Genomic DNA, 20,773 nt, shown 5'->3' with positions numbered 1-20,773 from the left:
AAAAAAAGGGTGGTAAAAATGGAAGGTTATGTTAATGAGTTTATTAACTATCTTGCAGTTGAACGAGGTTTAGCGCAAAATACGCTAGAATCATATGGGCGTGATTTACATCAATTCCAAATGTATTTACAAAACGGTAACATGGAAATTTTGAAGGACTCAAATCGCACTACCATCCTCAGTTATTTAAGTAGTCTTCAATCAAAAGGTCGGGCGGTTTCAACAATCTCACGTAACCTGGCTGCCATAAAATCTTTTTATCAATATTTAGTACGTGAGCGCTATTTAGAAAAAGATCCTGCTGCTAATCTTGAATCGCCTAAGCTAGAAAAGAAGTTGCCTAAAGTCCTTAGTATTACAGAGGTTGAAGAACTTCTTAAACAACCGAGTGGTTTTTTACCCACGGGTCTAAGGGATAAAGCAATGTTAGAACTCTTATATGCAACTGGTATTCGAGTATCGGAGTTAATATCGTTAAATATTTCAGATGTTAATTTAGACATGGGATATATAAAATGTTATGGTAAAGGTGCAAAAGAGCGAATCGTACCTTTAGGATCTATAGCTGCAAAATGTGTGCAAGATTATATTGGTAAAGGACGTTCAAAATTAATACGTACATATGAAGAAGCTGCTCTCTTTGTCAATCATCATGGCAATCGGCTCACAAGACAGGGTTTTTGGAAAATTATAAAAAAATACGCGCAAGAAGCTGATATTAATAAAGCAATTACTCCTCATACGCTGCGCCATTCTTTTGCAACACATTTATTGGAAAACGGTGCGGATTTACGATCAGTACAGGAAATGCTTGGCCATGCCGATATTTCCACTACACAAATTTATACTCATGTTACTAAAAATCGTTTAAAAGAAGTGTATGATAAAACACATCCACGTGCATAATAGTTGGCAAGCAAATGATTTGATCATGTTCAATAGATGATTGTTATAGGAATTGACTGTAGGAGTTGGTGCCTTGTTTAGTGCAACTTACTATAGGACTTTTGATGCAGATACGTCAGTAACAATTACTGGCCGTGAAGGAATTCATTCATTTCTATGGAAAATAGGATTAGGGACCGATCCGTTAAATTCATTTTGAAGTAAAAGTTTTTTTCAATGCCCAAATATCTAGCTATCCCTTTTCCTGTTTGTCCAGATGAATGAATTTAGTATTTGAATATTTGGTAAGAGTTATTTTACTGTTATACGCTGTTTTTCAAGAAAATAGAGGAGAAATTAAATGAGAGTATTAGATGTCATTACTAAAAAGCGTGATGGCCTTGTGCTTACAGATTTAGAAATTAAGTATTTGATCCATGCCTACACCAATAATGAAATACCAGACTATCAGATGGCAGCATGGCTAATGGCAATCTTTTTTAAAGGAATGACTATGGAGGAAACAGCATCCTTAACGATGGCTATGGCTATGTCAGGTACTATGATTGATTTAAGTGCTGTATCTGGCATTAAAGTTGATAAGCATAGTACCGGTGGCGTTGCCGATACTACGACCTTAGTTTTAGCTCCTTTAGTGGCTGCCGCTGGAGTCCCTGTTGCAAAAATGTCTGGACGGGGATTGGGTTTTACAGGTGGAACGATTGATAAATTAGATGCTATTGCTGGATTTAAATCAGCCTTAAAGCCGGATGAATTTATTCATAATTTGCAAAATCACAATGTGGCTATAATTGGACAAAGTGCTGATATTGCACCAGCTGATGGTAAAATATATGCACTAAGAGATGTTACTGCAACAATTGAAAGTATCCCCCTTATTGCCTCTTCAATCATGAGTAAGAAAATTGCTGCTGGTGCTGATAAAATTCTACTGGATGTAAAAGTTGGCAATGGTGCCTTTATGAAAAGTATGAAAGATGCCGTGAGGTTAGCTGAAACAATGGTACATATTGGTCAACTCGTAGGGCGGGAAACTAGAGCAGTGCTAAGTAGTATGGAAGAACCATTAGGACAAGCTATTGGGAATAGCTTGGAAGTCGAAGAAGCTATTGCAATCTTAGATGGGCGTGGTGAGCAAGCGTTAAGGCATGTATGCTTATTTCTAGGGGCGCAGATGCTGAATATGGCTGGCATTGAATCAGATGTAAAAATTGGTTATGAAACATTAAATGGGTTAATAAAAAATAAAGCCGCACTACATAAATTTAAAGAATTTGTAATTGCCCAAGGTGGAGATGCTGATGTTATCTGTAATCCAAAAGCATTGCCACAAGCAAAAATAGAAACTAAGGTGATCTGCTCTGAAGAAGGCTACATACAAAAAATTGATGCTGCAAAACTTGGCTATTGTGCTATGAGATTAGGAGCAGGCCGTGAATATAAAGGACAAGAAATTGATTTATCTGCTGGTATCTTGCTGGGAAAACGCATAGGCGATCGTATTGAAAAAGGGCAAATCATTTGTACAATTTATGCCAATAATGAAGCAAAAATTAAAGAAGTACATTCATTATTGCTTGATGCAATAAAAATTAATAATAAACCAGTACCAAAAACAAATTTAATTTTAGGCGTAGTTGATCATGATGGCTTTAAAACTATATGAGTTTACTTAAAATATCTAAAAGACTAGTTCAACTAGTCTTTTTTTATTTTCCAGTGTAATTGCTTTTTATCTTGGAGAAGCTAAAAAAAAGATGAAAGGAGTGTTTTAAATATGTTTCGATGCATCCACTCTAAAATAGTAATGATTCTTATGTGCCTATTGGTGTTATTAAGTACTTGTAATCCTATTTTACAAGCAGCTGACAAGAAATTATCAGTTACAGGGTTAGAAACAATTGCGCAATCAGCTGTTTTAATGGATGGTAATGGGACTGTATTATTTGAAAAAGATTCACATAAGCGTTTACCTCCAGCAAGTGTGACAAAATCAATGACGCTGTTATTAGCAGTAGAAGCTGTTGAGCAAGGAAGGGTGAATTTAACAGACCAAGTAACAATCACGGAAAATGCCTGGCATCAAGGTGGATCACAAATATGGTTAGAACCTGGTGAACAAATGACTTTGCATGAATTAATGATTGCCATGGCTGTAGTTAGTGCTAATGATGCTGCTGTTGCTGTTATGGAACACATTTTTGGTAGTCAAGCAGCTGCTGTAGAAGCTATGAATCAGCGCAGTACTGCTTTAGGACTGAAAGATACTCATTTTGCAAATGTAAATGGCTTGCCAACCCCAGATCATTATATGAGTGCCTTTGATACAGCATTGATTGCTAAAGAAGCAGTAAAGCATCCTTTCTATATGGAGTTATGTAGTATCAAAGAGTATTGGTTGCGCGATGGAAAAAATTGGTTGGTTAATACCAACAAATTATTATGGTGGTATAAAGGTGCAGACGGATTAAAGACAGGCTGGACGCAAGAAGCTCAATATTGTTTTGCCGGTACAGCGAAACGTGATGGATTACGATTGATTTCTGTAGTTTTTGCTACACCTGATCCAAGATCACATTTAAGAGAGAGTATGAAGTTACTAGATTGGGGATTTTCAAATTTTGCAGCAATGCCAATTATCAACTCAGGTGCAGTAGTGGAACGAGTAAAAGTAAGTAAAGGAATGGAAAAGGAACTCCAATTAGTAGCTGCTGAAGATTTAACATTATTATTAAGCAAAGGGGAAAATAAGAATTTACAAAAACAAGTAGTTGCTGATTCGGCTATATCAGCTCCAATTGTACAGGGGCAAAAATGTGGGGAATTATTAGTATTGCGAGATGGTAAAGAAATTGGTAAAGTAGATTTAGTGGCAGAAAAAAGTGTTGAAAAAGCAAGTTTGATTAAAACATTACAAAATATGTTTAGTAATTTATTTTCTATAACATAATTCAGATTAAAAATAAAAAGCGGAAAATATTCCGCTTTTTTTATTTTTAGGCAGGAAAATATTTCCTATTGAAGAATATTAGTAACAGAGTCAAAAAGAGGAGGAAAATATATTGAATATAGTCACTTCATTGAAACGAGGTGTTTTATTAGTACAAGTCGAAGGCGAGTTAGATATGCATGTAGCTAATGAGTTTAGAGAAACTGTAGATCATGCATTAGAATTGAGCGGGGTAAAACACGTTTTGTTTAATTTAGAAGCAGTAAATTTTATTGATAGTTCTGGTTTGGGCGTTTTATTAGGACGTTACAAAAAAATTAGCGGTTTAGGTGGTATTATGTCTGCCACTCAGATTCAGCCGCAAGTATTACAGATTTTCGAATTATCTGGACTTTTGAAAATTATTAAACTATACCATTCTGAAAAAGAAGCACTAGAATGTTTATGAGGAGGGCATCATGGCAATAAAAAATCAGATTACTATGAGTATTCGAAGTCTTAGCGAAAACGTTGGTATTGCCAGGGTGAGTACTGCTGCTTTTGCAGCTCAGGTGGATTTTACTTTAAATGAAATCGAAGAAATAAAGGTCGCTGTATCAGAAGCCGTTTCCAATGCTGTCATACATGGATATGAATACCAAGATGGGGAAATTCAAATCAAGATGACTTTATATGAGGACAAATTAGAATATGTTATTATAGATCATGGCAAAGGTATCGCTGATATTGCATTAGCACGTCAGCCGTCCTATTCTAGTGATCCGGAACGTATGGGCCTGGGATTTGCTTTTATGGAATCTTTCATGGATGAACTTTATATTGAGTCTGAAGTTAATAAAGGAACACTGGTTAGAATGGTGAAAAAAACTTTGCTTAAGACAGAGCATTAGGTGGGATACCATGCTTGAAGATGAAGAAATTAAAAATTTATTATATAAAGCACAAGCTGGTGATCAAATTGCTAAGGAATATATTTTAGAGAATAATATCAATTTGGTACGAAGTGTGGTGCATCGTTTTACAAATCGAGGTTATGAATGGGACGATTTATTTCAATTAGGCTGTATCGGCTTGGTCAAAGCAATTGAACGTTTTGACACAAAATTTAGTGTTAAATTTTCAACTTATGCAGTGCCAATGATTATTGGGGAAATCCGACGATTTATCCGAGATGATAATCCAGTGAAAGTTAGCCGCCCAGTAAAAGAATTAGCATATAAGGTACACCGCACTCAGGAAAGATTACAAGGAGTACTTGGACGAGATCCAACCATAACGGAAATTGCAAAGGAGCTGAGCCTGGCACCACAAGAGGTCGTGGCTGCTTTAGAAGCAATCCAGACACCGACATCCTTATATGCTAATGTCTTTCATGATGATGGTGACCCAATATTACTGTTGGATCAAATGAAGTATTGTGAGGAAGAAGATAGCGCCTACTTTGAAAAATTAGCATTAAAGGAAATTGTATTACGTCTACCAGAAAAAGAGCGTCTTGTAATTCATTTACGTTTCTTTGCTGATAAAACCCAAGCAGAAGTAGCCCAAATAATTGGATTATCCCAAGTACAAATATCTAGAATTGAAAAACAAGCTTTAAAACTCATGAAAGAATTTCTGCAGACCTCATAAAAAGAGGTCTTATTTTTTTATAAAATAGGCATAATAAGATAAAGAGGTGGAATTTATGTCTGACAAGAGAAAATATATTATTTGGGCTGTAATTGTTGCTCTGAGTAGCAGCATATTTACTTGGCTATTTCTTTATAGTAACTTTCCCCAACGATCGCCAATGGGAGCAAAGCAAGTTTTTCATTTAAATAAAATAGAGTCTTTTCATTCAACATAATTGATAAAATTTCTATTGAAAAGTATGAAGTAGTTGCTACTCGATGAGTATAATACCAATTGTTATGTACAAACTATTGGAGAATCCTATTATAAATCAAGGAGGTAATGGCATGGTTGTAAAAGTAATTGAGTTAGTTGGCACATCTAGCCATAACTGGACAGATGCGGTAGACAATGCGGTAATGGAAGCTTCTAGATCGATTGATGATATACTAGGCGTCGAAGTAACTAACTTTACTGCTAATATCGACAATGGACATATTGCAGAATACAAAGCTGATGTAAAAGTTGCATTTAAAGTGAATCATTAGACTATGACCGTAAAAAAGAGTACCCTGTGTGGTGCTCTTTTTCATGAATAAAGTTTTCTTTTGGAAAAATGCATATTTCAGATTTGAGTGGTCAAAATAAGAAAAGGCTACGATATGTATTGCTTAAGTGATTATAATTTTGCAAAGGGTGACAATATGCCTAATGAAAAGAAAAATAAACAACAAGATAATAAAGAAAAAATGCAGCAACAAAAATATCAAAGTAAGGTAGATAATGTTACACCCAAACCCCCGTTACTTAAGAATCTCTGCTGGGCCTTTATCGTTGGTGGATTAATCTGTTCTTTAGGTCAATTCGTTACAGATTACTTTTCGGGGCTAGGTTTAGCTAAAAAAGAAGCATCTGCTTGTGCGACAGCTGTATTAGTCTTTTTGGGAGCATTCTTCACAGGGATTGGTGTTTATGATGACTTAGGAAAGCGAGCTGGAGCAGGTTCAATTGTTCCTATAACCGGATTTGCAAACTCTATTGTAGCGCCAGCTATGGAGTTTAAACGTGAAGGCTATGTATTTGGTGTTGGAGCTAAAATGTTTGTTATTGCCGGACCAGTATTAGTTTATGGAATGGTAACTGCATTTATAATTGGCTTAATCTATTGGGTCAGACAATAGGAGGCAGATTAAATGAATAAAAAGCAAGGTATGCAAAGTGTTGTTTTTACAAATCCTCCAATCATAACAAGCACAGCAAATATTGTTGGCCCTATGGAAGGAAAAGGGCTATTACAAGGATACTTTGATTATATTATGCCGGATAACCTAAATGGTTTGGCTAGTTGGGAACAATGCGAATCATACTTGATGGAATATGCCATAAAAAGAGCAATAGAAAAAGAAAATAGCACAATGGAGGAAGTTGACTGTGTCTTTGCTGGTGATTTATTGAATCAGTTGATGAGTACTCATTTTGCAATGAAAAATTTAAAAAGACCATTTTTAGGATTATATGGAGCATGCTCTACTATGGTAGAAGGCATGCTATTAAGTGCTATATTACTAGATGGAGGATTTTTTAATAAAATTGTAGCAGCTGCTTCTAGCCATCATGATGCTGCTGAGAGACAATATCGTTTTCCTAATGAAATGGGTGTACAACGGCCACCTGGAGCTCAATGGACTGTAACAGGATCAGGAGCAGTAGTTATTTCCAAAACGGGGAGTGGTCCTCGTATTACTACAGGAACAATTGGTAAGATCGTTGATTATGGTATAAAAGATCCGAACGCAATGGGACCAGCTATGGCACCAGCTGCAGTTGATACGATATGGCAACATCTTCAGGATATTGGTAGAACGCCAGCGTATTATGACATGATCTTTACTGGAGATCTAGGAAGTGTAGGAAGAGATTTGGTCATACAGTTGCTGCAAGAAAAAGGTTTAGATATTTCCACTAACTATCAAGATTGTGGCTGTATGGTATATAAGGAGAATCAAGATGCTCATGCTGGTGCTAGTGGGTGCGCTAGCTCCGCAATCGTATTATGTGGGTACATTTATAAAAAAATACTACAGGATAAATTGAAAAAAATACTTTTCTTGGGGACAGGTAGTTTACATAGCACAACCTCTTATCAACAAAAAGAATCGATTCCCTGTATTGCCCATGCTGTATCAATAGAAATGCCCTAAAATTCTTAGTATTCTCTCCGAAGTTCAAGATGGCAAGAATAGCAGAACTAACACTCTGATCTTGTGCTTTAACTTGCTAGTTCTGCTTACTTTTTGCTTGTTTATAATTTCATAGAATGTTTTTGGAAGAGTATGTAAAAAGGAGGAGATTATCACGTCTTTGTATATAATGGTATTTATTGTCGGGGGAGGTTTATGCGTGATTGGACAATTACTAATGGATCTAACTCCCTTGACTCCTGCTCATGTTTTAGTTTTATTTGTAGTATTAGGGGGAATACTAAGCGGTATAGGGCTCTATCAGCCTTTAGTAGATATTGCTGGTGCTGGGGCAACAGTTCCTTTATTAGGCTTTGGTCATGCTTTAGTTACAGGAACAATCGAAGATATTAATAGCTTTGGTTTTCTAGGAATCTTCAGTGGTGCTTTAAAAGCAACAGCAACTGGAATCATGGCTGCCGTAGTTTTTGGTTTTTTTATGTCAGTATTATTTAATCCTAAAGGTAAGGGCGGCTAATGTTAATTGTCGATTTTATTGGCATAGTAGCCACAACGGTTCTAATTGGCATACGTTACCCCCATCATGTCCTACTTGCGATTAGTCTTCATGAATTAGGGGAAATTGTAATGGCAGTTGTTTTCAATGGACAAATCGATACCATTATAGCAGCTGGCGCTTTCAGCACAATGGCAGTTAGTAATTATAATTCAAGTCTGATAGGGACTTTGTTGCTATTTAGCGGATCTTTAGCCAATTTTATTGCAAGCTCTCTTGCAGGAGGTATTGCTTTTGAACCCACATCTCGCTTATTAAATCCGCTGAGTGCTCTTAAGCATCCTTTTGCAGTAGTAAATTTTCGTTTATGTGTTTTAGCAGGTTTGATTAGTTTATGGAAGATTTTTGTGTGAGGTGCAAAAGATGGAGAGAAGAACTGCGCGACGTTCTATGCATTACGGACGGACAAATGAGGAGCGGCCGATAAAAGATGATGATTCTTCGAATCATAATGATTCAAAAAACTTAATTGCTGATATGGCTCAAGGGTTTATTCAAGCTCAAACTAAAGCAGATAGTGATGATAATAAAGAAATTATTTCACTATTAGAAAAGCTAAATAGCAACTTAGAACAAATGAAAGGTTCAAATAAAGATAGTTCTTTTGCTACTGAAAAGAACTCAGATGACTCTTCAAGTAAAAGGCTCGTTCAGGCAAAAGCATCTGAACAACCGTTACAAGGCGGCAGTGAACAAGGGGATAAAGAATTATTAAAAGAGTTAAAAACATTGGTAAGTACAATGTTGCAAGGCAAAAGTGATAGTGAGGACAATTCTTCAAAGCCACAGAATAATGACACTAAAAAGTCTGATATGAAGCAGCAGCAACAAGATTCTATGGCTGTTCAGACTGTTAGTCAGGTATTAGCTCAAACACAATATGAATTGGCTAACGAACTAGAAACTAGTTTGCAAAAACTTAAAGAAGTCATTAGTAAAAGCGAAAAGGTGGCGACGAATATTAGCCATTTATTAAGCAAAGAAAATATTAAGAAATCATGAGGTGAAAATATTGTCTGAAAAAATAAGGGTAATCTTAATTACAGATGGCGATAGAGTTGCACAACACGTAGTGGAGGATATTGCTATATCCTTAGGTCTTCGTTGTATTTCAGCATCAGGTGGTAATCCTACTCCAATTAGTGGAAAAGAAATAGTAAAATTACTAAAAACTGTTCATCATGATCCTGTACTTGTTATGTTTGATGATCGTGGAAGCCGTCACAAAGGCAACGGAGAAGTTGCAATGGAATATGTTGCTTCTCACCCTGATATTGAAGTATTAGGTGCAGTTGCTGTTGCATCCAATACTACGGGTATAGCTGGAATTGCAGCTGATGAATGCATAACTAGTAGTGGTGATATTGTAAATCATTCTGTCGATAAAAATGGTGTATGCAAAAAGTCACATGAAAAAAAGTCTATTATTACTGGTGATACAGTAGATGTCCTAAATCATGTAGATATACCCTTTATTGTCGGAGTCGGAGATATTGGAAAAATGGACAGAGCAGATGATATTGGGCGGGGTGCTCCAATCACACGTAAAGCAATTGAAGAGATCTTAAAACGGAGTGGTATAGAATATGGAAGAACAACAGAAAATTGAAAAAGATATCGATGACAATATTAATTATTTAAAAGATTTTTTAGGGGTCGGAGAAAGTTTTGATATCATTTTTCGTGAATATAAAATAGGGCGCAAACGTGCAGCATCTTTTTCGATTAATGCAATGACAAATGATGTACTACTGACGAATGTTTTTCAGGATATGCTGACCTTACACCCTGATGAACTAACAATTAATACGTTGCAGAAACTATTTTATACTAGAGTGACTCATTCACAAGTAAAATTAATGGGCAACATGAATGATGCAGTTACGAGCTTATTATCGGGAGAATTATTATTTTTAGTAGATGGCGAAGAAGAAATTATCATTATTGACGCTCGTTCATATCCCGCAAGAATGCCTAGTGAATCCACAATTGAAAAAGTGACAAGAGGTTCAAGGGATTCCTTTGTTGAAACATTAGTTTTTAACACAGCATTAATTCGAAGACGTTTGCGTGATCCGCAATTGCGTTTTGAAATTGTTAAGATAGGAACGCGCTCACAAGGTGACATTGCAGTTGCATATATTAAAGATGTAACGGATCCTAAATTAGTTGACATCGTGAAAGAACGGCTAAATAATATTAATATTGATGGCATACCCATGGCAGAAAAAGCAATCGAAGAATTTATTGTAGGTGGAAGCAAATGGAATCCTCTACCTAAAGTACGATATACAGAGCGTCCAGATGTAGCAGCTGTTCATTTACTAGAAGGTCATGTCTGTTTGGTGATTGACACTTCACCCAATATTATGATCTTACCTACCACATTTTGGCATCATGTACAGCACGTAGAAGAGTTTCATCAACATGTAGTTATTGGTTCCTATCTTCGAATGGTGCGATTACTAGGAGTTTTTTTATCTTTATTGTTGCCACCATTATGGCTGGCATTGGTATTGCAGCGTCATTTACTGCCTGAATCCTTGGCTTTCCTTGGTCCTCAAGATCCAGGAATTATTCCTCTTGGATTTCAATTTATTTTAGCAGAACTAGGGGTAGAATTAGTGCGTATGGCTACTGTACATGTACCATCAGCTCAGTCTACAGCTCTTGGTTTTATAGGTGCTTTTATGATCGGAGAATTTGCTACTAAAGTAGGGTTATTTGGTAACGAAATCATCTTTTACACTGCTGTAGCAGCTGTAGGTGCCTTCGCAACACCAAGTATAGAATTTGCTATGGCAATACGTTTTTTCCGAGCGATATTATTACTATTGGTTATCTTTTTTAAATTGCCAGGCTTATTAATTGGTTTAGCTAGTATCTTAATTGTTATGGCTTCTACAAAATCTTTTGGTATTCCTTATTTGTGGCCTCTACTTCCTTTTAATCTTGGGGGTATGAAAGATGTATTATTACGGTTGCCTTTACCAAGCAAAATATTACGTCCTGCTGCGTTAAAACCACAAGATAAAGACCGCTTAGACAATAACGATGAACAAAATAAAAATGGTAAATAATAAATCCTCGCATTTGCGAGGATTTATTATTTACCATGGTAGTACTCTCTAATGAACCCCATACTTTCATTAATATTGGCTATTTGTTCTTCGGCTGCTCCTTTATTTTCTGCTTCAACAGCATCTTTCAATTGTTTGACAGCTGAATGAGTTTTTGTTATCTCACCAAGTATGCCGACTTTTTCCATGCTCGGTTTAGCCTGCCCCCAAGCTCCTTCTAGTTCTTTCGTTTTGGCTTTTGCTTTATCCCAGTTTTTTTCTTGTACATAAAAGCTAACATTTCGGATCGTATTACCAATCGCAACAATATCTGACAAGGGTGATAATTTATATGATTTTCCTACATCACTAATACTTGCCATAAATTTAATAAGACTTTCATAAGAAGCGCTATTACTCTGTTTATTGATATCTGTTTCTAATGTTGCAAGTGCTTCATCGGCATCTTTAATTCCTTTCTTATTGCCAGTTAAATCCCTAATTTTCGGCCATAAGGTTTGTAATGTCGCAATACCGCGCTCTGCTTGTACCCAGTCTTTTTTATTGATTCCTTGGAAAATTACACCAGCAGCAGCCTCCAAATCATAGAGTTCTTTAGGTGGTGATTCAAATCGTTGACTGATAGGTGGATTGGGTTTTGTTTCCACAGGACTGCCAGCAGGCCCTATTTCAGGTTTTTTTAGTGGAGTAAACATATTACAACCACTTACTAAGAAGGTGAGACCAATAATACTAACTAACTTCAAAATTGAATACTTTGAATATGTCAATGTAGTTCCTCCTTTTGATAATAGCATCTGCTGGTAACATCTTATTTATTCTAGAAATATAATAAAACACCACTTCACTTTTTAATATAATGACGCAAGAAACTTAAATACAATCTAGTTAAAACTTCTTCAGTTGGTTAATATTTTGCTTTAGCTAAAATTTTCTAGTATAATGAGGTTACAATTTGCAGTTTTATAGTCAGTGATATTAGGTTAAGGAGGAACACAAGTGTTTGGTTTTGATGAAAATATGATATTTAGAATTCCAGCATTGCTTATTGCATTAACCATTCATGAATATGCTCATGCCAGAGTTGCGGTTTGGATGGGAGATAATACTCCTAAAATGATGGGACGATTAACACTAAATCCAATTTCTCATCTTGATCCTTTTGGTTTAATTATGTTATGGTTATTTAAGTTTGGTTGGGCTAAGCCTGTACCGATAAACCCTAACAATTTTGATAATTGGCGAAAGGGAACCTTATTAGTTGCTATAGCAGGACCAGTTTCAAATGTAATTATGGCCTTGATGGCAGCAATTCTTTATGCTATCTTAGCTAAGATGCAGCTATTATCCACTGGATTAGCTATGGTACTCAATTTCACATACAGTTACAATATAATCTTTGCAGTATTTAATATGATCCCATTGCCTCCCTTAGATGGTTCCAAGGTTTTAATGAATATATTGCCAGCACGTCAAGCATACATGTTAGAAAAAATTGAACCGTATGCGCCTTTTATTTTATTGGCTTTAGTTTATCTTAATGTAATTCACGTTTTTATAACACCTTTTTATAATGCTATTAGTTTTTTTATTAATCAAATTGTGAAGATAATTCTTTAATCAGGAGGAAATTTAAAAATGACCAAAGGACGAATTTTTAGCGGCATGCAGCCATCAGGTAAATTTCATTTAGGAAATTATATGGGGGCCTTGGAAAATTGGGTAAAACTACAGCATGAGTATGAATGCTTTTTTAGTATAGTAGATTGGCATGCACTTACATCTTCTTATGAAGATACTAGCAAAATTCCAGAACGTATTCATGAAATGGCATTAGATTGGTTAAGTGCAGGTTTAGATCCTGAAAAGAACGTTATTTTTGTACAGTCTCACGTTAAAGAACATGCAGAGTTACATTTATTACTGTCAATGATGACCCCTTTATCTTGGCTGGAGCGTGTACCAACCTATAAAGATAAATTGCAGCAATTAGGAACTCAAGGCAAAGATATTAATACTTATGGATTTTTAGGATATCCAGAGTTAATGACAGCTGACATTATTTTATATAAAGCTGATACTATCCCTGTGGGGGAGGATCAACTTCCACATTTAGAATTATCAAGGGAAATTGTTAGACGGTTTAATAATCTTTACCAACCTATATTTCCTGAACCAAAACCAAGTTTAAGTAAATCTGCTATATTACCTGGTATTGATGGCAGAAAAATGAGCAAATCTTATGGAAATGAGATCCCTTTTGCCGCAAGTCCAGATGAACTTCGAGCCAGAATTCGTCTTATGATAACGGATCCAAATCGCGTAAAACGTACAGATTTAGGAAATCCTGATGTATGTACAGTATATACATTTCATAAAATCTTTAATGCAGAACATTCTAGTGAAATTTCTCAGTCCTGTCGTCAGGCAACTATTGGCTGCGTCGATTGCAAGAAATGCTTAGCAGAGAAGATGGTTAGTAACTTAGCAGACATACATATACGACGTCAGGAACTAGAGAAAAATCCAGGGCGGGTTAAAGAAATTTTGGTATTTGGCAGTGAAAGAGCAAGAACCGTTGCAGCCAAGACAATGGACGAAGTTCGTCAAGCTATGAATCTTGCTTAGTTATGACAGATTATAAAATTAAACTAGAAATTTTTGAAGGCCCAATGGATTTGTTAATGCACCTAATCGAAAAAAATCAAATTGATATCTATGATATACCAATTGCAGTGGTAACGGAACAATATTTAACCTATCTTAAAGCATTAGAGGAGTTTAATATTGATATTGCTAGTGAATTCTTACTTATGGCAGCAACTTTATTGCAGATAAAATCCCGCATGTTGTTACCGCGTCCTTCTCAAATTGTAGAATTACTAGAGGAAGAAGATCCTCGTCAAGAATTAGTTGACAGGCTCTTAGAGTATCGAAGATTTAAAGATATGTCGATGGTAATGGATGAGATGCTAAAGCAAAGAGAACATTTTTTTACTCGTTTACCAGAAGAATTTCCTATAAAAATTCCATTGCCATTGGGATTAAATATTAATGATTTAGTAGTAGCTTTTGCAGCCGTATGGGAAAGTAGTATTGATGATTACGAATTGGTGTCTCGTGAAGAATTTAGTATTCAAGATAAGATGTATGATATTATTCATCTATTATATAAATATAAAGGTACTATTGAGTTTCATCAGACATTAATTCGCAAGGGCACCAAATCTGAAGTAATAGCGGCTTTCTTAGCATTATTAGAATTAGTTAAATTGCAAAGAGTGCTCGTTTCTCAGCAACAACGGTTTTCGACGATTTATATTACATTGAAAGAGTGAATAGCAAAATGTTTTATTTAAAGTATAAGAAACACATAGAAGCTTTACTTTTTGTTAGCGGTGACCCAATTACGATACATAAAATAGCACAAATCCTAGAGATACCTGAAGATCATATTCTATCATTAATGGAGGAACTGATTGAGGATATGGCTGCAGAGCATAGGGGACTGACTGTTATAAAAGTTGCTGCAGGTTATCAGTTATGTACTAAACCTGACTTATCAACAACTTTAGAAAAATTAGGACAAGTTCAGGATAATAAATTGTCTGCTGCTGCCATGGAAACATTATCGATTATTGCTTTTAAGCAGCCAATTACAAAGATTGAAATTGAAAATATTCGTGGTGTGAAAATTGATCGAGTTCTTACTACACTAAATGAACGACAAATGATTAAGGAAATTGGACGAAAAGAGACGATTGGGCGACCAATTTTATATGGAACAACTGAAAATTTCTTAAAATGTTTTGGTCTGAATGGTCTGCAGGACTTACCTCCTTTAGCTGAACTTCTCCCATGACATGCAGCCTTAGGGCTGCTTTTTTTTTTGCATAGATTAAGGGCATTAGGCTAACAATAAAATATAGTAAGAGGAATAAATAATAAAAGAGGCAGCAATATGGAATTTGGATTAACGTTTATCGTAGCAACGTTAATAATCATTTTTCTAATTTCTTTGAGCAAAATTTATATAGAAGTAGAATATAAACGAAATAACGAGAACGATTATGTAGCAGTAAATGTTTATGCATTGAAAAAGTTAATCTTCTATACGATGCAAGTTCCTATACTTAGAGTTGTAGAAAAATCAGGCGAGTATAAGTTGGAATCCACCGTAAGGACTGCAGTCTCTCAGGAAAAGCTCGATCCCCTTCGAGATGAAAAAAGGATAAAAAAAACTGATCAGCTAGTTAAGGAGCATCCTCAAAAAATAAGACATACTATTCAAAAGTTTCATCATTATACAAAACACTACTGTAAAATAATTGAAGAATTATTAAAATTGGTAGTTTGTGAAAAACTATGTTGGAGAACGAAATTTGGATCAGAAGATGCAGCTTTGACAGGTACTTTCGTCGGAGTATTATGGTTTTTTAAAACATTGTTAACGAATCACTTAAAGAGAAAAATTTTTTCCATTGGTACATTAGATATTGAGGTCAATCCATTTTTTGGTTCTGACCAGCTTGAGATAGAGTTTCAATGTATATTCAGTATAAGACTTGGCAATGTTATAAAAGCATTCAGAAGTATATATAATATTAAATAGTAAAGGGGAAATAGAAAGTGTCTGACCATCCAATTCAAGGTTTAATGAAAACTGCTATGGAAAGTATTAAAGATATGGTAGATGTAAATACAATTGTTGGAGATGCAGTTGAAACTCCTGATGGTACTGTGATCCTGCCCATTTCTCGAGTATCCTTCGGCTTTGCTGCAGGCGGAGGCAATTGCGAACCTGATGAAATACTTCAAGATCAGTCCAAAAAGAATTATGCTTTTGGTGGCGGCAGCGGTGCAGGTGTGAGTGTCAAACCCGTAGGTTTTTTAGTATGTTCGCCTGTCCATGGTGTTCGTTTCATGCCAGTAGAGGGAAATTTAATTTACGATAGAATAATAGATTTAGTACCTAAAGTGCTAAGTAAACTTCAAGATATGTTAGATGGTAGTAAAAAAGATCAAAGTGATGATATGGATGAGCTGGCAAAAACAGCTGAAACTCAGAGTCACTAGTTGTTAAAATAATAGAGATGCTATCTAAAAGAAAGTACTCTATTTACTTGATATGTAAAAAGCCGCACATAATTGTGCGGCTTTTTACATATAATGTAATATCGACTTAATTTAATTGGTCTAATTGTTCTTTTATTTGAGTAGCTTGCAATGCTTCTGCTTCAGCAAAATGACTGTACATTTTAGAGATGTTAGCGTTGTTGATTTGTTTCGCAAAACTTTGATAATCTCGTACTAACTCTTGTTTGTGTGTTAATGTATTACGCAAAGTTGTTGCTATATCTAGTGATTCCATACATCTTCACCTCCTAATATTTAATATAATGAGAAGCAAAACATAGCCTGATGCTACGTTTTCTATGCTCCCTAGGTAATATTATTTCCGATACAGCTTGTAATAATGTATCTTTATTTTGACGAGTTGTCAGAAGATCGTTATAATATAAAAGTATTGTTATAAAACCAGCACACCTAAGAAAGGGATAATTAGTCATGATTAAAAAGAAGATTGGTATATCAATAGTTGTTTTAATGCTTTTTATAACAACAAATACGGTTTTTGCAGCGACCAATTATCCAAATGTCACAGCGAAATCAGCGATTGTAATGGATGCTGCTACAGGGAAAGTTATCTACAGTAAAGCAGCTGAAGAACGGCGTTATCCTGCGAGCACAACTAAAATGATGAGCTTGATTGTAGCTCTAGAACATGGTAACCTTGATGATGTTATTACTGTAAGTCAGAATGCTTCGAGTACAGAAGGCTCCTCTTTGTGGTTAACACAAGGAGAGCAGATGACAATGACCGATCTATTATATGGCATTATGCTTATCTCTGGTAACGATGCTACTGTAGCTGTTGCTGAGCATGTATCGGGAAGTGTAAAGAAATTTGCCGAATTAATGACCGAAAAAGCACATGCGATTGGTGCTAAGGATACCAATTTTACTAACTCTAGTGGTTTACCTGATATAAACCATTACACCACTGCCCATGATTTAGCTAGAATTGCGGCATATGGTTACAAAAATCCATTGTTTACCCAAATTGTGAGTACAGAACATAAAATTCTTCCTCCCACTGTCAAGGGCGATATTCGAGATTTGTATAACGAAAATAAAATGCTCTGGTTCTATGAAGGGGGCAATGGTGTAAAAACAGGTTATACAGATGCCGCTGGCCGTTGTTTAGTCTCAGGTGCAAAACGCGATAATATACAACTTATTGCGGTAGTTTTAGATAGTGAAACCATGTGGGATGATTCCAAAACTCTGTTAGATTTTGCATTTAGTCAACTAAAACCAAAAACGCTATTTACTCAAGGTGACATATTAAAAACTACAAGAATAGCAAATGGGAAATCTGAACTTTTGAAATTAGTTGCAAATACAAGCATCATCCTTCCAGTTTCAGAAAATGATAAAGATGAATTCAGTACAATTATTGATGCTCCAACAATCTTAGAAGCACCAATAACCAAAGGACAGAAACTGGGCGTAGCGAGAGTTTTCTATAATAATACTGAGGTTGCTGTGGTTGATTTAGTAGCAGAAGAGAGTATTGAACGAAAATCTTTTTTTGGTACATTGGTTGCATCAGCTTGGAATATTGTAAACTTTTTTCTTAAAAATTTTGCTTAAAAGTGAGACTGAGTTCTCACTTTTTCTTTTTAAAACGCAGTATGTATTTGTTCTAGCGATAATAGATGCAACATACCCTCATAGGGGGTGTGTATATGATTAATCTAATCTGGTTATTTTTAATGGTGACGGGTATACTCTATGCCGGTTGGCAGGGTCGCATAGAAGTGGTAACCCAAGGAGCGATTAGCGCTGCTGAAGGAGCCGTAATCCTGTCCTTTAAGTTAATCGGAGTTATGTGCCTATGGTTAGGAATAATGAAAATTGCTGAATTAGCAGGTATTATACGATTTTTTTCAAGAATGTTAAGTCCACTAATTTGTTTCTTATTTCCTAGTGTACCTAAAAAGCATCCTGCTATGGGGGCAATCATCATGGTCCTTAGCGCAAATATGTTAGGATTAGGAAATGCAGTAACTCCCCTTGGTATAAAAGCAATGCAAGAGTTGCAAAGCATTAATAGAGAGAAAGAAAAAGCCTCTGATGCAATGTGTACACTGCTAGCGTTATGTACAGCTGGATTTACATTAGTACCTGCGACTATTATTGCAATTCGTTCAGCTGCTGGATCAATCAACCCTGCGGAAATTGTTGGCGCAACCTTAATTGTCAGTTTAGGTGCTACAATAAGTGTGATTATCGCAGATCGTCTTTGTCGTATATATTGTCAGCTTCGTGTAAGGAGGTAAACAATGTGTTTAACTTACTTACTGAACAATTATCTCTTTGGGTAATACCTATCATTTTACTTCTGGTTCCTATCGTTGGCTATTTTCGTCGTGTTAAAGTATACGAAGCTTTTGTCGAAGGAGCGTCTGAAGGATTTCATACTGCCATTCGTATTATGCCATTTTTGGTGGCAATGATGATTGCGATAAACATCTTCCGCTTATCTGGAGCAATGGATGTATGGGTAGGTGTTCTAGAGCCGATATTAGAGCTTTACGGAATACCAGCAGAATTGATTCCATTAGGAATTATGCGCCCTTTATCAGGTACAGGAGCTTTAGGGATAACCACGGAAATATTAAACACTCATGGACCAGATTCTATGCTTGGACGTATTGCTTCCACTATCTTAGGTAGTACAGATACAACTTTTTATATTTTAACAGTATATTTTGGGGCTATTGGTATAACGAAACCCCGCTATTCGGTATTTGTTGGTTTATTAGGTGATTTAATTGGTTTTGTAGGATCTATCTACATCTGCACAAAATTATTTAATTAATTCTTCTAAAAAGTATTCTTACTACCAATATAGTGATATTAGATAGGTGATTTTATAATCACCTATTTTTATTTATCTATCGAGTGTCACTTAGTAAGAGTGAGAATAGACTGTAGTGTGATAGCAGAATGATATGGAGGGATGTTTATGCTAAAAGTGGTCGTGGTTGGAGGGGGTTGGGCAGGTTGTGCCGCAGCGCTATCAGCATCGAAAGCTGGGGCACAAGTACTGTTATTAGAGCGCACTGATTCACTACTGGGCACTGGTTTAGTAGGAGGTATATTTCGCAATAATGGAAGGCATACTGCAGCAGAAGAAGCTATTGCAATGGGGGGCGGGGATATTTTTGTTGCCATGGATGCAAATGCAAGACATAAAGGTATTTCATTTCCTGGCCATAATCATGCTTCCACTTACGATGTAACAACGATGGAACCTTTAGTAAAAAAAATTCTGCAAAATTATGGAATCGAAATTAAAACAAATACGCGAGTAGTTGATGTGCTAAAGCATGGAAAAAGAATACATACATTAATTATAGATGGTGGGATTGAAATAAAGGGTGATGTATTTGTAGATGCAACTGGTACTGCGGGATCTATGGGAAATTGTCTTACTTATGGCAATGGATGCGCTATGTGCGTAATGCGTTGCCCATCATTTGGTCCTCGAGTTAGCGTTACGGCTAAGGCAGAAATAAAGGAACTAATGGGAAGGAAATCAGATGGATCTTTTGGTGCAATGAGTGGGTCATGTAAATTATGTAAAGAGTCCCTTAGTATCGAAATCAGAGACTCTTTAGATCGTGATGGTGTAGTAGTATTACCGTTACCAGAAAGATTGCAGAAAAGTAGTTCATTAGGGAAAAAGGCTTGTACTCAATATGCTTTGAATGAATATGCGGTTAATTTAGTACTTTTAGATACTGGGCATGCCAAGTTAATGACACCATACTTTCCATTAGAAGATTTAAGAAGTATTCCGGGCTTAGAAAAAGCACGCTATGAAGACCCTTATGCTGGTAGTATGGGAAATTCTGTACGATATTTAGGGATTGCTCCATGTACGAATTCATTGAAGGTTGAGGGTTTGGACAATCTATTTTGCTGCGGTGAAAAATCAGCAATACTTGTAGGGCATACAGAAGCAGTAGTAACAGGCTTACTTGCAGGAAATAATGCAGTTCGACACTGCTTAGATATGAAATATTTAGAATTGCCAACCTCAATAGCCTCAGGTGATTTTATTGCTTTTGTACATGAGCAGATGAAATTAGAGGCAGGATTAAGTATACGTTATACCTTTTCTGGATCTGTATATTTTGAGAGAATGAAAACATTAGGTTTATATTCTACTAATCGAAATGAGATACATGAAAGAGTCACTCAGGCGGGCTTTAAAGACATTTATAGTGTTTGCCTAGTATAAGCAATCTGGTAATATGTCAAGCCCATAAAAAATAAGTTTTGTAAGTAATCCGCAAAAAATGGGTGCACTAAACAAGCCTCTTCTTCAAGC

Annotated in this window: 27 protein-coding genes; 25 read left to right on the top strand and 2 right to left on the bottom strand. The window is 35.9% G+C overall.

Features of this window, described 5'->3' with window-relative positions:
- Positions 1 to 18 precede the first annotated feature (18 nt).
- The 15 genes from xerD (at position 19) to BMZ99_RS11690 (ending at position 11,307) form a co-directional block, all read left to right on the top strand.
- A complete protein-coding gene (xerD, locus tag BMZ99_RS11755) occupies positions 19 to 906 on the top strand; it encodes a site-specific tyrosine recombinase XerD (RefSeq protein WP_007934077.1) in 888 nt (295 codons plus the stop codon).
- A gap of 73 nt (positions 907 to 979) precedes the next feature.
- Positions 980 to 1,105 (top strand): hypothetical protein, encoded by a 126-nt coding sequence (locus BMZ99_RS27370; RefSeq protein ID WP_281246789.1) that lies wholly within the window; start codon positions 980 to 982, stop codon positions 1,103 to 1,105.
- 141 nt (positions 1,106 to 1,246) lie between these two features.
- Positions 1,247 to 2,572: a pyrimidine-nucleoside phosphorylase gene (locus tag BMZ99_RS11750; RefSeq protein WP_090937114.1), complete on the top strand. Its 1,326-nt coding sequence runs from the start codon at positions 1,247 to 1,249 to the stop codon at positions 2,570 to 2,572.
- A 111-nt stretch (positions 2,573 to 2,683) separates the two neighbouring features.
- Positions 2,684 to 3,856 carry a D-alanyl-D-alanine carboxypeptidase family protein gene (locus BMZ99_RS11745; RefSeq protein ID WP_090937111.1) on the top strand — a complete coding sequence of 391 codons (1,173 nt, stop codon included), beginning with the start codon at positions 2,684 to 2,686 and terminating at the stop codon, positions 3,854 to 3,856.
- 112 nt (positions 3,857 to 3,968) lie between these two features.
- Complete coding sequence (spoIIAA, locus tag BMZ99_RS11740) at positions 3,969 to 4,304, top strand: anti-sigma F factor antagonist (RefSeq protein WP_090937108.1); 336 nt, start codon at positions 3,969 to 3,971, stop codon at positions 4,302 to 4,304.
- Positions 4,305 to 4,314: 10 nt separating this feature from the next.
- Positions 4,315 to 4,746 carry an anti-sigma F factor gene (gene spoIIAB, locus BMZ99_RS11735; protein WP_090937105.1) on the top strand — a complete coding sequence of 144 codons (432 nt, stop codon included), beginning with the start codon at positions 4,315 to 4,317 and terminating at the stop codon, positions 4,744 to 4,746.
- Between the two features lie 10 nt (positions 4,747 to 4,756).
- Positions 4,757 to 5,488 carry an RNA polymerase sporulation sigma factor SigF gene (gene sigF, locus BMZ99_RS11730; RefSeq protein ID WP_090937102.1) on the top strand — a complete coding sequence of 244 codons (732 nt, stop codon included), beginning with the start codon at positions 4,757 to 4,759 and terminating at the stop codon, positions 5,486 to 5,488.
- A 329-nt stretch (positions 5,489 to 5,817) separates the two neighbouring features.
- Positions 5,818 to 6,018: a dodecin family protein gene (locus tag BMZ99_RS11725; protein WP_007934091.1), complete on the top strand. Its 201-nt coding sequence runs from the start codon at positions 5,818 to 5,820 to the stop codon at positions 6,016 to 6,018.
- 114 nt (positions 6,019 to 6,132) lie between these two features.
- Positions 6,133 to 6,651 (top strand): stage V sporulation protein AC, encoded by a 519-nt coding sequence (spoVAC, locus tag BMZ99_RS11720; protein ID WP_245754939.1) that lies wholly within the window; start codon positions 6,133 to 6,135, stop codon positions 6,649 to 6,651.
- Between the two features lie 12 nt (positions 6,652 to 6,663).
- Positions 6,664 to 7,671, top strand: a complete 1,008-nt coding sequence (gene spoVAD, locus BMZ99_RS11715) for a stage V sporulation protein AD (RefSeq protein WP_090937099.1) — start codon at positions 6,664 to 6,666, stop codon at positions 7,669 to 7,671.
- Positions 7,672 to 7,840: 169 nt separating this feature from the next.
- A complete protein-coding gene (spoVAE, locus tag BMZ99_RS11710) occupies positions 7,841 to 8,188 on the top strand; it encodes a stage V sporulation protein AE (RefSeq protein WP_090937096.1) in 348 nt (115 codons plus the stop codon).
- Positions 8,188 to 8,580 carry a hypothetical protein gene (locus BMZ99_RS11705; protein WP_090937093.1) on the top strand — a complete coding sequence of 131 codons (393 nt, stop codon included), beginning with the start codon at positions 8,188 to 8,190 and terminating at the stop codon, positions 8,578 to 8,580. The genes spoVAE and BMZ99_RS11705 overlap by 1 nt, the downstream gene beginning before the upstream one ends.
- 37 nt (positions 8,581 to 8,617) lie before the next feature.
- Positions 8,618 to 9,229 carry a hypothetical protein gene (locus tag BMZ99_RS11700; protein ID WP_245754938.1) on the top strand — a complete coding sequence of 204 codons (612 nt, stop codon included), beginning with the start codon at positions 8,618 to 8,620 and terminating at the stop codon, positions 9,227 to 9,229.
- Positions 9,230 to 9,239: 10 nt separating this feature from the next.
- Positions 9,240 to 9,836: a stage V sporulation protein AE gene (locus BMZ99_RS11695; RefSeq protein WP_090937086.1), complete on the top strand. Its 597-nt coding sequence runs from the start codon at positions 9,240 to 9,242 to the stop codon at positions 9,834 to 9,836.
- Positions 9,814 to 11,307, top strand: a complete 1,494-nt coding sequence (locus BMZ99_RS11690; RefSeq protein ID WP_090937083.1) for a spore germination protein — start codon at positions 9,814 to 9,816, stop codon at positions 11,305 to 11,307. Before BMZ99_RS11695 ends, BMZ99_RS11690 begins: the two co-directional genes overlap by 23 nt.
- Positions 11,308 to 11,333: 26 nt before the next feature.
- Here BMZ99_RS11690 and BMZ99_RS11685 read toward each other — a convergent pair whose 3' ends face one another.
- The gene (locus BMZ99_RS11685) at positions 11,334 to 12,077 is read right to left on the bottom strand and encodes a DUF4363 family protein (protein ID WP_090937081.1); all 744 of its coding nucleotides are present in this window, start codon (positions 12,075 to 12,077) and stop codon (positions 11,334 to 11,336) included.
- A 229-nt stretch (positions 12,078 to 12,306) separates the two neighbouring features.
- Here BMZ99_RS11685 and BMZ99_RS11680 point away from each other — a divergent pair, with 229 nt between their 5' ends.
- The 6 genes from BMZ99_RS11680 (at position 12,307) to ytfJ (ending at position 16,383) form a co-directional block, all read left to right on the top strand.
- A complete protein-coding gene (locus BMZ99_RS11680) occupies positions 12,307 to 12,927 on the top strand; it encodes a site-2 protease family protein (RefSeq protein ID WP_090937078.1) in 621 nt (206 codons plus the stop codon).
- 18 nt (positions 12,928 to 12,945) lie between these two features.
- Complete coding sequence (gene trpS, locus BMZ99_RS11675; RefSeq protein WP_090937075.1) at positions 12,946 to 13,935, top strand: tryptophan--tRNA ligase; 990 nt, start codon at positions 12,946 to 12,948, stop codon at positions 13,933 to 13,935.
- Positions 13,936 to 13,937: 2 nt separating this feature from the next.
- Positions 13,938 to 14,645: a segregation and condensation protein A gene (locus BMZ99_RS11670; RefSeq protein WP_090937072.1), complete on the top strand. Its 708-nt coding sequence runs from the start codon at positions 13,938 to 13,940 to the stop codon at positions 14,643 to 14,645.
- An 8-nt stretch (positions 14,646 to 14,653) separates the two neighbouring features.
- Positions 14,654 to 15,169 (top strand): SMC-Scp complex subunit ScpB, encoded by a 516-nt coding sequence (gene scpB / locus BMZ99_RS11665; RefSeq protein WP_090937069.1) that lies wholly within the window; start codon positions 14,654 to 14,656, stop codon positions 15,167 to 15,169.
- 99 nt (positions 15,170 to 15,268) lie between these two features.
- Entirely contained in the window at positions 15,269 to 15,919 is a 651-nt protein-coding gene (locus BMZ99_RS11660) for a DUF2953 domain-containing protein (RefSeq protein ID WP_090937066.1), read from the top strand.
- Positions 15,920 to 15,936: 17 nt separating this feature from the next.
- Positions 15,937 to 16,383 (top strand): GerW family sporulation protein, encoded by a 447-nt coding sequence (gene ytfJ, locus BMZ99_RS11655; protein WP_090937063.1) that lies wholly within the window; start codon positions 15,937 to 15,939, stop codon positions 16,381 to 16,383.
- Between the two features lie 106 nt (positions 16,384 to 16,489).
- Here the strand turns inward: ytfJ and BMZ99_RS11650 are convergent, their stop codons facing one another.
- Positions 16,490 to 16,678: a rubrerythrin family protein gene (locus BMZ99_RS11650; RefSeq protein WP_090937059.1), complete on the bottom strand. Its 189-nt coding sequence runs from the start codon at positions 16,676 to 16,678 to the stop codon at positions 16,490 to 16,492.
- Positions 16,679 to 16,875: 197 nt separating this feature from the next.
- Here BMZ99_RS11650 and BMZ99_RS11645 point away from each other — a divergent pair, with 197 nt between their 5' ends.
- From BMZ99_RS11645 to BMZ99_RS11630, 4 genes are all read left to right on the top strand, one after another.
- Positions 16,876 to 18,024 (top strand): D-alanyl-D-alanine carboxypeptidase family protein, encoded by a 1,149-nt coding sequence (locus tag BMZ99_RS11645; RefSeq protein WP_090937057.1) that lies wholly within the window; start codon positions 16,876 to 16,878, stop codon positions 18,022 to 18,024.
- Between the two features lie 95 nt (positions 18,025 to 18,119).
- Positions 18,120 to 18,713: a nucleoside recognition domain-containing protein gene (locus BMZ99_RS11640; RefSeq protein ID WP_090937055.1), complete on the top strand. Its 594-nt coding sequence runs from the start codon at positions 18,120 to 18,122 to the stop codon at positions 18,711 to 18,713.
- 5 nt (positions 18,714 to 18,718) lie between these two features.
- Complete coding sequence (locus tag BMZ99_RS11635; RefSeq protein ID WP_090937052.1) at positions 18,719 to 19,255, top strand: spore maturation protein; 537 nt, start codon at positions 18,719 to 18,721, stop codon at positions 19,253 to 19,255.
- A gap of 147 nt (positions 19,256 to 19,402) precedes the next feature.
- Positions 19,403 to 20,683 carry an FAD-dependent oxidoreductase gene (locus BMZ99_RS11630; protein WP_090937050.1) on the top strand — a complete coding sequence of 427 codons (1,281 nt, stop codon included), beginning with the start codon at positions 19,403 to 19,405 and terminating at the stop codon, positions 20,681 to 20,683.
- Positions 20,684 to 20,773: the final 90 nt, after the last annotated feature.

This window comes from Pelosinus propionicus DSM 13327 (assembly GCF_900114615.1).
GTDB lineage: Bacteria > Bacillota > Negativicutes > DSM-13327 > DSM-13327 > Pelosinus > Pelosinus propionicus.
Note: the sequence above shows the minus strand (reverse complement) of the source record. Positions and strands in the feature narration are given on the sequence as shown.